At 59.1% G+C, this 10,285-nt stretch carries 9 protein-coding genes; 6 read left to right on the top strand and 3 right to left on the bottom strand.

The genetic code is table 11. The features are described from left to right. Positions 1 to 42 precede the first annotated feature (42 nt). Together EXQ56_04535 and EXQ56_04540 are read right to left on the bottom strand one after the other, a co-directional pair. Positions 43 to 1,536 (bottom strand): hypothetical protein, encoded by a 1,494-nt coding sequence (locus EXQ56_04535; GenBank protein MSO19719.1) that lies wholly within the window; start codon positions 1,534 to 1,536, stop codon positions 43 to 45. Between the two features lie 42 nt (positions 1,537 to 1,578). Beyond that, positions 1,579 to 1,950: a hypothetical protein gene (locus EXQ56_04540; GenBank protein ID MSO19720.1), complete on the bottom strand. Its 372-nt coding sequence runs from the start codon at positions 1,948 to 1,950 to the stop codon at positions 1,579 to 1,581. A gap of 371 nt (positions 1,951 to 2,321) precedes the next feature. Between EXQ56_04540 and EXQ56_04545 the strand changes: the two genes are divergently transcribed. The 4 genes from EXQ56_04545 to EXQ56_04560 all read left to right on the top strand — a co-directional run bounded on the left by EXQ56_04545 (position 2,322) and on the right by EXQ56_04560 (position 5,536). Further along, positions 2,322 to 2,840, top strand: a complete 519-nt coding sequence (locus EXQ56_04545; protein ID MSO19721.1) for a hypothetical protein — start codon at positions 2,322 to 2,324, stop codon at positions 2,838 to 2,840. 79 nt (positions 2,841 to 2,919) lie between these two features. Then, the gene (locus EXQ56_04550; GenBank protein MSO19722.1) at positions 2,920 to 3,702 is read left to right on the top strand and encodes a DUF4159 domain-containing protein; all 783 of its coding nucleotides are present in this window, start codon (positions 2,920 to 2,922) and stop codon (positions 3,700 to 3,702) included. Between the two features lie 284 nt (positions 3,703 to 3,986). After that, entirely contained in the window at positions 3,987 to 4,256 is a 270-nt protein-coding gene (locus tag EXQ56_04555; GenBank protein MSO19723.1) for a hypothetical protein, read from the top strand. 308 nt (positions 4,257 to 4,564) lie between these two features. After that, complete coding sequence (locus EXQ56_04560; GenBank protein ID MSO19724.1) at positions 4,565 to 5,536, top strand: hypothetical protein; 972 nt, start codon at positions 4,565 to 4,567, stop codon at positions 5,534 to 5,536. Between the two features lie 36 nt (positions 5,537 to 5,572). On the opposite strand, the gene EXQ56_04565 is transcribed toward EXQ56_04560, so the two are convergent. Further along, a complete protein-coding gene (locus EXQ56_04565; GenBank protein MSO19725.1) occupies positions 5,573 to 8,581 on the bottom strand; it encodes a hypothetical protein in 3,009 nt (1,002 codons plus the stop codon). Positions 8,582 to 8,765: 184 nt separating this feature from the next. Here EXQ56_04565 and EXQ56_04570 point away from each other — a divergent pair, with 184 nt between their 5' ends. Next, entirely contained in the window at positions 8,766 to 9,704 is a 939-nt protein-coding gene (locus EXQ56_04570) for a prepilin-type N-terminal cleavage/methylation domain-containing protein (GenBank protein ID MSO19726.1), read from the top strand. Beyond that, the coding region (locus EXQ56_04575) for a hypothetical protein (protein ID MSO19727.1) at positions 9,689 to 10,285 on the top strand (597 nt) is incomplete at its 3' end. The genes EXQ56_04570 and EXQ56_04575, both read left to right, overlap by 16 nt.

The following is a 10,285-nucleotide window of genomic DNA, read 5'->3' on the forward strand; positions in this document are numbered from 1 at the left end:
CGGAAGCGCCAGCGGCCCATCATTTTGAATCCCAGCACGATCCTATTTCACGATGCGCACCGAGTCAGTGGACTGGAACGCCACGCCCGCCGTGGTTTTGCCTTTCAGAATCGCCACGGTGTCGGTGGCCAGGAACGCCGCTGTCTCCGTATCGAAGTGGCACAGCAGGTCCATCAGCCCGTCAGCGTTGACCTGCTGAATAGCGCAGAAAGCAAGACTCGCTTCGTTGCCTGAGTGCCCGAAGGTCAGTGTGGAAACGTTCACTTTCGTCGAGGCATCAAACGAAGCGCTCGAAAGGATGGCCACGGGAATTTTCCCCTTGCTCTTGGAGTTGATAGTATTGACGGAGTCGCCCGGTTTGACGTCAATCACCACGGCCAGAATCACGGCGACGGCCAGGCTGGCCTGCACCGAGCCACCCTGCCCGGCAGCGTGGAGGAGGTAGGTGGTGGTCGCTACAGGGGAGACGATCATGGTGCCGTCCACCGGCATGGAAGCGCCGTTGATGGTAACGGTGACCGCGTTGGTGGAATCCCAGGTGAGCGACGCGGATTGTCCCTGATTGATCTGCAAATTATTGGCGGTAAAGGTAACGGTGGGAACCGGCGGCGGGATGATCACCGTAACGGTGACACTGGCTTGCGCGGAGCCGCCCGGACCCGTCGCCGTGAGGTTGTAGGTGGTGGTCGCCGACGGAGTGACAACCAATGTCCCGTCCACCGGCACAGCAGCACCGTTGATGGTGACGGTGGTCGCGTTAGTGGAATCCCAAGACAGTGTGGCGCTCTGCCCTTGATTGATCTGCGGACTGTTGACTGTGAATGTGATTGTGGGCACTGCTGGCGGGAGGGAGGCCGGATTATACAGTTCCGCGCTGGCCAGAGGCCCGGCATTGTACCCGCCGGCAACCAGAACCTTTCCGTTCAGTAATGTCGTGGCCGTGGTGAGATAACGCGCAGTCAGCATGCTACCGGTGAGGCCAAAACTATTGCTCGCGGAGTCGAAAATTTCCGCCTGAACAAGCGGAAGCGGCCCGAGGCCACCAAAAATGATCGACTTGCCGCTTACGATCGCGGCGGTATGGCTGATGCGCGCATGGGTAAGTGGACCCGTGGGTGAAAAGCTGCCGGTTACGGGATTAAATAATTCGGCGGAAGACAGCACGGCGATGTCGTTAAAGCCACCGGCTACCAATACCTTGTCGCCCACCAGGCTCGCCGAATGGTTGTAACGGGCAAAACCCATTGGGGCGGTGGCGGAAAAAGTGCCGGTTGCAGGGTCGAAAGTCTCCGCGGAAGCAAGTGGTCCGGATGGACTGCTTCCGCCAGCAACCAGAACCTTCCCGTTGGGCAGTAGAGTCGCAGTCTGGTTGTAACGCTCGGCGGTGAGATCTCCCGCCGTCAAGATGAATGCCCCGGAGACAGGGTCGTAAATCTCCGCTGTATTGACTGGCCCTTCCCATCCAAAGCCGACGGCGATTAAGACTTTTCCGTTTAGCAATGCCGTCGCGGTGTGCATGGCCCGGGGTGAGATCATGACTCCCGCAGACGAGAACAACCCGGTTGCGGGACTGTAAAGCTAGGCCGATGCCATCGCACCGTCAGCGTTGAATCCACCAAGGACAAGCACATTTCCGTTCGGCAGCAGGGTGGCAGTATGCAGGTACCGAGCATTGGCCAAGCTGCCCGTATTTGAAAAAGTCCCCGTGGCCGGATCGTATAATTCGGCGCTGGCGATGGGGGCTTGATTGGAATCCTCGCCGCCCGCGACCAGCACTTTGCCATTGGGCAGCAGCGTGGCAGTGTGACTGTCCCGGGCCACCTTCAGGCTTCCAGTCAACGCAAAAGTTTGCGCGTGCACCGTCATCGGCAGCGCCCGCAGTAGTAGTAAGCCCACGATCACGGCAAATGATCTGCGCAAATTCTGGTAGGACTGTTTCGTTCTCATCATGTGTTCTCTCCTCCGAACAGACCAGCATTGAATATCTCTGGGGGGAGATTACTTGCCCGTCATCTTTCACGTTAAGAGGCGACCAAAGAGGTGTCAATGAACCGTCGGGGACGCGCGCCGTGGCGATTGTGTGTCAGACTTTCGTACTAGCGATGTTGCATCACCAGATCAGCCGGCTTCTGAGCCATGGCCTGCAAGGGACGCCGCTGCGCAGTCTGAAGATTCTCGCCGCTCAGCGCAGACGCTCTTCATATTCCAAGCTGAAACATTGAGGGTATGGGAGGGCGTGGCTGCCATCATCCATTTGCTCGTGTGGCCGACGGATTGCAAGATACCCGATGGATCGGGCACGACGAGGGCGAGGAGGTTCTATGATTGAGCAGCTTGTAATGGTGGTTGTTGCTGGGGTTATCTTCTCGGTTTCCATGGGCTTGGGCGATGCGCAGGCCATGCCGCAGGGCAATAGCGGCAGTCAGGGCGGAGGCAAGGCGAAGCCCGCCGTTAGGGTTACAGATACTTCGCTGGGCGACAAGGTCAGGGAAGTTCTCCCGGCCAGCCAGCCGGTTTTTACCGCCCGCGAGGTGACCCTGGTTACTGATTGGTTCCGCGTGAACCGCGGCACCCTGCCGCCGGGACTGGCCAAGCGCGACACGCTGCCTCCTGGTCTGCAGAAGCAGTTGCAGAAGAACGGGAAGCTCCCGCCGGGCCTTGAGAAGAAACTGCATCCGCTCCCCTACGAGCTGGAGCGCCAGCTTTCGCCCATCCCCACCGGATATCGTCGCGTGGTCATCGGCGGCAATGTGATCACTATGGAGCCGCTGGCCGGCATGATCTACGACGTGATCCGCAACGTGATCCCCGTAAGCGCGCACCAATTAATCCTGCCGTGATTTGACAGGGCCTCCAGAGGGCGGTAGATTCAAGAGACCACTCCTCGGAGGCCCTTTTCCATTGTTGCCGGAAAAACGATTGCGACGATTATCGAGCCGATTCGCGCTGCTGATGGTGCTGGCACTGGCGACCGGAAGCTACCTCTATTCCCAGTCCTTCGTGCGCGGCTATGACCGGCTGATGGCTGATCTCGAATCGAAGCGCCAGCCGCCCACCGACACCGAGTTTGTCTTCGCGCGCGTGCGCTTCACCAGCAACGGGCCGGGACGCGGGCCGCAGTATGACCACCGCACGCCGGGCTGGTCGCATGACTATCCCAGCTCGGAGGAGCACATCCTGCAGATCGCCAGCGAGGTTACCGGCATGAACGTGCGTAAGGAGTCGCACGTCATCGTCGATCTCGACAGCGAGGAATTGTTCCGCTACCCGTTCGCGTATTTCAGCGAAGTCGGCGAAATGACGCTTACTGAAAAAGAAACCGCCAACCTGCGCGAGTATCTCGACCGCGGCGGCTTCGTGGTACTCGACGACTTCGACAATCCTAGCCTGGACTGGTTCGCCAACGAAATGCAGAAGGTCTATCCAGAGCGCGAGTTCACCAAGATCACCGACGGTCATCCGATGTTTCGCACCTTCTACGAGATCAACGACATCAACATCGATCCACCCTACGAGCAGCCCGGCCAGCCCGGCTTCTACGGCTACTACGACCGGCGCGGTCGCCTGCTGATGGTGGGCAACGCCAACAACGATTTCGGCGACTACTGGGAGTGGATCGACCAGCCGCAATACCCCCTGCCGCCGGGCACCGCCGCGCTGCGCTTCGGCGTGAACTACCTGATGTACTCGCTCACTCACTAAGGCGATTTCCGGGATGGCGTATCCGAGCCGCGCCAGTAATGCCGCGTCCACCCAAGGGCGGCAAGCGTTACACGGTGATCGTGTACACCAATGTTTGCGTCCCGCACCTTCCCTTGTACGTTCCTCACATGCCGGGCAACTACTTGGCGGCGAACATGGCGGCGAACATTGTGGACGCTCCATAGCTGTCGCGGCTCGGAACGGGCTACAGCATCGTTCGACGGGTGGCGAGAGCAGCGGGCGTTTTGCTCAATTGTGCTACAATTTCAGCAAAGGTGAAGACGATGGCGGAAAACAATAACGGCTACGTGACCAAAGCCGATCTAAAAGCCGAATTGATCGTGCAACGCGACGAGATGATCGCCGCGATGAATGAGGCGATCCACGACACCGAAACGAGGCTGCTCACGGCCTTTTATGGTTTCGGCGAGTCCATCCAGAAACGCACGGTAATTGTGGAGAACGCGCAGGGCGGTCTCACCGGCCTGCTGGCCACCCTCGACCGCCGCGTCACCGAACTCGAGAAAAAAGTAAACTTCCCCAACGCTTCCTAAGATCCCAGTTTCTTCTTGCCCCCACGCTTAACATTCTGATGTTCAGTAATCGCGCTAAAATAGTGGGTGATGGGCCATGGTCTAAATCCATGGCAGAGAGGTTCGTCTATGACCTCTCCCGTAAAACCTTCCTTTCATTGTGGAGCTATGCAAATCCTCGAAATAGCAAGGGGAAAGAGCTTTGTGATGTTCTGGCCGTTTGCCAGCCGCACGTGATTATATTCAGCGTTAAGGAGGTCCGGCTTACTGCAAGTGGAAATCGAGATGTAGCTCATGAGAGATGGCAAAGGGACGCCATTGAGGAGTCAGTGAAACAACTCTATGGTGCTGAGCGCCACATCCGATCAACAACTCATGTAATTCGGTCGGATGGGACACCGGGTTTGCAATTCCCATCCACAGCGGATGTAATGATTCACCGTGTGGCAGTCGCTATCGGCAGTGAGGATAAGGTGCCACTTGGATTCGGCGATTTTGGGAAGGGTTTTGTCCATGTTCTCGACGAGGTCGCTTTGCGGATAGTTCTTACCGAACTTGATACAATAAATGATTTTGTTGGGTACCTCACCGCGAAGGAAGAGTTCTGCAGGAAGATAAGAGAATTCGTCCAAATCAAGGAAGAGGATCTTTTGGCGTTATATGTCCACAATGGGCGTCGTTTTCCAGAGGCTGGCGATATCCTTCTAACTTCAGAAGACCTTTGGCCAGCAGTACAAAAGAAGCCGGAGTATCAGAGCAAGAAGGTTGCAGATCGGGGCAGCTATGTTTGGGATCAACTGATTCAGAAGTTTTCTAACGATATTTTATCGGACAACCTCGAACCAGGCTCTTCACCAGCAAATGCAGAGATGGCCCTTAGAACGATGGCTCAAGAGGATCGCTTTTCAAGAAGAGTGCTTGGCAAAGCGTTCGCAGAGATTTTGGAAGAATCTCGGACAACAGGAATAGCCAGAATGCTTCAAGCGCCCTCGGGCGTGGTCTATGTGTTATTTGCCGCTCCCCGCAGTTATGAACGCCATTTCCGGCAAGCTGAATTGGGTAATCGTTGTTTTGTTGCCCGAGGGCTGCATCCATCGGCCACGAAAGTGATTGGCATTGCTACGGAACAGTATAGCCCGCAGGGCTATTCACTTGATTTGTGCCAGTTACGGTTACCTACTTGGACAGCCGAGCAGCAAGCAACTATGGAAGCAATGCAAGCCGATCTGGGTTATTTTGTGAGTCCTCGCAAGAGCGTAGCCCACGAGGATGAGTATCCAGAATCAGGAAACATCAACTGATCTTTCCCTACCGCTAATCAAAACCAACACTAACCACTAAAAGTTCAACCGCAGCGAGAACTGCACCTGCCTCCCCTTATTCGCGGTGTTGGTGATTTGGCCGAAGATGTTGCCGGACATCTGCACGTTGGCTTTGTCGAACTGTGCGTGGTTGAAGAAGTTGATGAACTCGCCGCGGAAGGCGAGGGAGCGCTCGCGGCCGCCGGGCAGCGGGAAGGTCTTGCCGATGGCCAGGTTCCAGTTGTGGGTGCCGTCTTTGCGGAACACGTTCATGCCGATGTTGCCGCGTCCGCCGAGGGGGAGGTTGGTGTCGAAGTAGAGGCAGTCCAGATAAGTGCCGGAGAATCCACCGGCCACGCGCGCGCAGCCGGGGCGGCCATCGGCGGTGATGGCGCCCATCTCCAGTTGCGAGGTGTCGGGATCGTCGAAGCTCATCCCCAGCAACTCCGGGTTCTTGATGTTGGGGCGGTCCTGTCCCCAGCCATCCACGTTGCCGACGCCGGGGCCGTCGCCGCCGGTGTGCATGTGGTAGGGCGTGCCGGATTGCAGGTTGGTTACGCCGCTGATCTGCCAGCCGGCGAACAGCGTCTTCACCAGTCCACGGGTGCCGACGGCGAACGGCAGATTGTAACTATAAGTCACCACCAGCGCCTGCGTGGTGTCGAACAGGCTCACGCCCTTCTTGTCGCTGGTGAAATCGCATAGCTCGCAGGTGGACGTGCCGGTCTCGGGCGGTCGCTCGACGCCGGTGGCGGTGTTGGTGAAGTCGCCGCCTGTGTCGATGTTCTTGCTGTAAGAATACTGCGCGCGGAAGACGAGGCCGTTCGAGAGGCGCTTGTCCGCGCCCAGAATCAGCGCGTCGTAGTAGCCGTTCGAGCTGCTCTCGATGACGATGATGTCGGCGAAGCCCTGATCGGGGCGGCGCTGCTGAATCGTCGCCGTGGTGTTGGGAATAGTCGTTCTGGGCCGCGCGCGGTTGTACACCTGCTGCGTCAGCAGGTGAAATGTCCGCGTGCCCACGTATCCGGCGCGCAGCGTGAGGCCGCCGGGCGCGGCGCGCTCCAGGCCAAAAGAATAGTGATGCGTATAAGACGGGATCAGGTCGGGGCTGAGTCGATAGATGGTCTCGGGGCGCTGTTGGATATTTCCGCCGAGCGGATTCAACAGGTCGGGAGCGTTCACGGTGAAGGCGCGCACCTGCGGCGAGTTGAAGCGGGTCATGCCGTAGCTGACGCCCTGGATCTGCGCGTGCGAGATGCCATAGCCGCCGCGAACCACGGTCTTGCCGCCGCCGGGAGTCCAGGCGAATCCGAAGCGCGGCGCGAAGTTGTTGGCGTCGCCGTCATACCCCGTGTCGGTGAGATGATTCACTTCCACCGGCGCGGTGGCCAGCTCGTAGCGCACCCCGGCGGTTAGGGTGAAGTTGGGGCGCAGGCGCATCGAGTCCTCGAAGTATACGAAGTGCTCCCAGTTGCGGAAGCCGCGATAGAAATTGCCCACCGCGAACAGGTACGTGCTGGGCGTGCCCTCCAGGAAATTCTGCACCTCGGTGCGGCCGAAGTCGCTGGAGAAGCGCAGCACGCCGCGCCCGTTGTCACTTTGCAGATCGTTCAGGCGCACGCGCGTGGTGCTCCATCCGGCCTTGAAGGTGTGGCGGCCCGAGGTGCGGGAAACATCGCCATAGCCGGTGAAGCGGTTCTGCGCGCGCACACGCGGGAACTGCGGCAGCGGGCCGATGTCGGTGAACTCATCGGACTGGAAATCCACGTCGGGGACATTGGCCACGCCGATGGCGGTGAACAGGTCCGTGAAGCGCCGGGTGGGCAGCAGCGAGGCGGCGGTGCGGTCATAGTTGAACGCGAAGCGGCCCGTGGTGGCAGGCGAGAAGACGCGCGTCCAGCTTAGATACCCACCTTGCGTGCGCACGTCGGTCTGGGGATTTTGCCCGGCGATGATCTGGAAGGGAACTTCCACGTAGTCGCTGGCGGTGTAGCGAACGGCGAGATGGTCGGCGTCGCTGCGCTTGTAGTCGAACCGCGCCAGCGCGTCCTTGGCGTCCACGTCGCGCGAGGCGTTGGTGTTCAGCCGCGTCGCGCCGAGGTTGGGCTCCTCCAGCGGATAGGCGCGCAGCAGGCTCGCGATGTAAGCGCGCTTGGCCGGATCGCTGGTGGTGGGTGTGCGCTGGTCCGAGCGCGGCGACTGCACGTTGCCGTTGACCGCGCCGGAGGTCAGCGTGTTCGCGTATTGCAGCAACAGCGAAGTCTTGTTGCTGAACAGCGGGCCGTTGGCCGTCGCCGAATAGCTCGTTGCGCGCGAGGCCAGCAGCGGGCCTACGTTGAAAAAGTTGCGCGCGTTCAGCTTGCTGTTCTGGTGCAGCGCGTAGAGCGACACGCGCCAGTCGTTCAACAGGTTGCGCGGACGCAGCACTTCATAAGGAAACAGCGGCGCGCCAAACTCGGCGCCAAAGTAGTTTTGGTCGGAGCTGAACTGCGGGGTGTAAGTGGCGTCGGCGCCGCGGCCCACGGTGAGGCGGTTGCGCAAGTCGTTCAAGTCGATTTTGTAAACGAAGATGTTGGGATTGCGCTCCTCCGCCGCGATGGAGGCGGAGGCTGCTGCCGCCACCGCAACGAATTGAAAGTCGGCCTGCACCGGCTCGCCGCCCTCGGCCACCACAATCTGCCGCCGCAGCGGGGTGCCGCCTTGCGTGCCGGTAACGATCACGGTGTAGTTGCCGGCCGCGAGCGCTGTGGCCCGATAAGTGCCGTCCGGGGCGGTGGTCCCTTCCCACCTGGACGTGCCCTGACCGTCGGACACGCTAATCCTGGCTCCGGCCACGGCGGCGCCCTGCGCGTTTTTGACCACGCCTTGGATGTCAGAGGCCCAGCCAGTGGCGGCGGCAAACATCAATAGCGCCATCAGGATGATCGCGCACCGGCTGGTGCCGGACGGCGGGCGCACGGCCTTTCCGTCAAATGCTGCTCCAGTAATCCCCAATAGGTAATTCATTACCTTCCCCCGTCTTTTCCCAGGCATTCCCCAGGCCATTCCCGTGAATGGCGCATCTCGAATTTAAAGTAGGGTGCCGCTCGAATTAAGTCGTAACCGCCAGTATACAATACCCCGGCCCGGGCCTTTCACTACGGGTGATTTCCGCCTCTCAGAATCATTCGATGAACGCCCTATCCCCGCCACCATCAGGCCCGGAACCTGGGGGTGGTCCTAGTACTACATGCCTCGCAAAATAGGACTTTATGGCTATTGTGAAGGCCCCTTGCGCGTTGCTACACTCGGAGTTGAATTTGGGTGCATAGGTCCCCTTGGAGAGGGCCGTCGCGGCGGCAGGAGCGCAATGAACGGCATGAACGCAGGCAATCAAGCGATGGCTATCGGAGGCGGGCCTAGCAGGGAAGTAACCCTGTTGGAGCGTCCCTGCGACACAGCCAGTTCCTGCTTGAGTATGCCGGGAGTGAGGACTAGACTTAAGGGGATACCTCCGAAGGAGGAGCTTCCCGTGTTGAGTCCCATGTTTAATATGTCCAGAAAACCCCGCCAATCCGGTTTCAGCCTGATCGAACTGATGGTCGTGGTGGCCATCGGGCTCATCATTCTCGGATTTGCGATCCCCAATTACATTACCGCGCGGCGCAACTACCGCATTGCGGGCGACGCGCGCAACATGAAAAGCGATCTCCTGCTGGCCAAGATGCGGGCGGCGGCGCGATTCACGCGGACGCGGGTCCGATTTAATACCGTTGCCAGATCGTTTCAGACGGAAGTCTGGAACAAAGGCACAGATGTATGGGACCTCGTCGTAGTTGGCGCGCCGACGATTCTTTCGGATGGCGTGAATTACGGATTCGGGACCATGACCGACCCTCCCGTGAACCCGGAGGACGGTAGCGCGACCCAGGCAATTCTAGCGATGCCGCCGATATGCAAGGTGGGTGCGGCTGATGATCCCGGTGGCGGTGGCAACGTTGCCAATACGACATGCATTGTCTTTAATTCGCGCGGGTATCCCGTGGATGACGATGGAATTCTCAACGGCGAAAGGGCCATCTACGTTACCGACGGGAACGCCGTGGAGGGAGCGACGCTTTCCGTCACCGGCATCGCTCGAATTTGGCGCGGCGACGCTAGCGACGCGACCTATTGGATAAAACGCTAAGGCTGGATAAAACGCTGAGGTTGATGATTATGGAAAAACAGCAGACAGGGCCGGTTCGACGATCCCGGCTAGGATCCGGACAACGATCCGCGCAGGCGGGCATGACGTTGATCGAAGCGGTAATCGCTCTGGCGGTGCTCTTTATAGTGTCCACCGGATTGATGGGCCTGGGAGTGGTGGCGATGGTGACCACGGAAAATCAGGGACATCTGGCCACGCGCACCGCGGAATACGCGCAGGACAAGATGGAACAGTTGATGAGCCTTCAATATGGCGACGGCTGCGACGACACTCCCGGGTCATGTGTTACCGGGTCGGATACGATCAACGCCGATTGTGTGCAGTATTTAGTGGCTGCGGATTGCTCAACCGGGGAGGCAGGTCTCACGCCTGGCGGCGATTTGAATTTCACCTCCCCTGACGAGAGCTTTGTAGATTACCTGGATGCAACCGGCAATCCGCTCGGCGGTGGTCTCGCGGCGCCGGCTGGGTGGTTCTACGTCCGGGTTTGGCGGGTCGATGATATCACCACGGATGCAACGCTGCCCTACAATATAAAGCGAATCACCGTTTCCTGCATG

The sequence above is a fragment of the Acidobacteriota bacterium genome (assembly GCA_009691245.1).
Taxonomy (GTDB): Bacteria; Acidobacteriota; Terriglobia; order 2-12-FULL-54-10; family 2-12-FULL-54-10; genus SHUM01.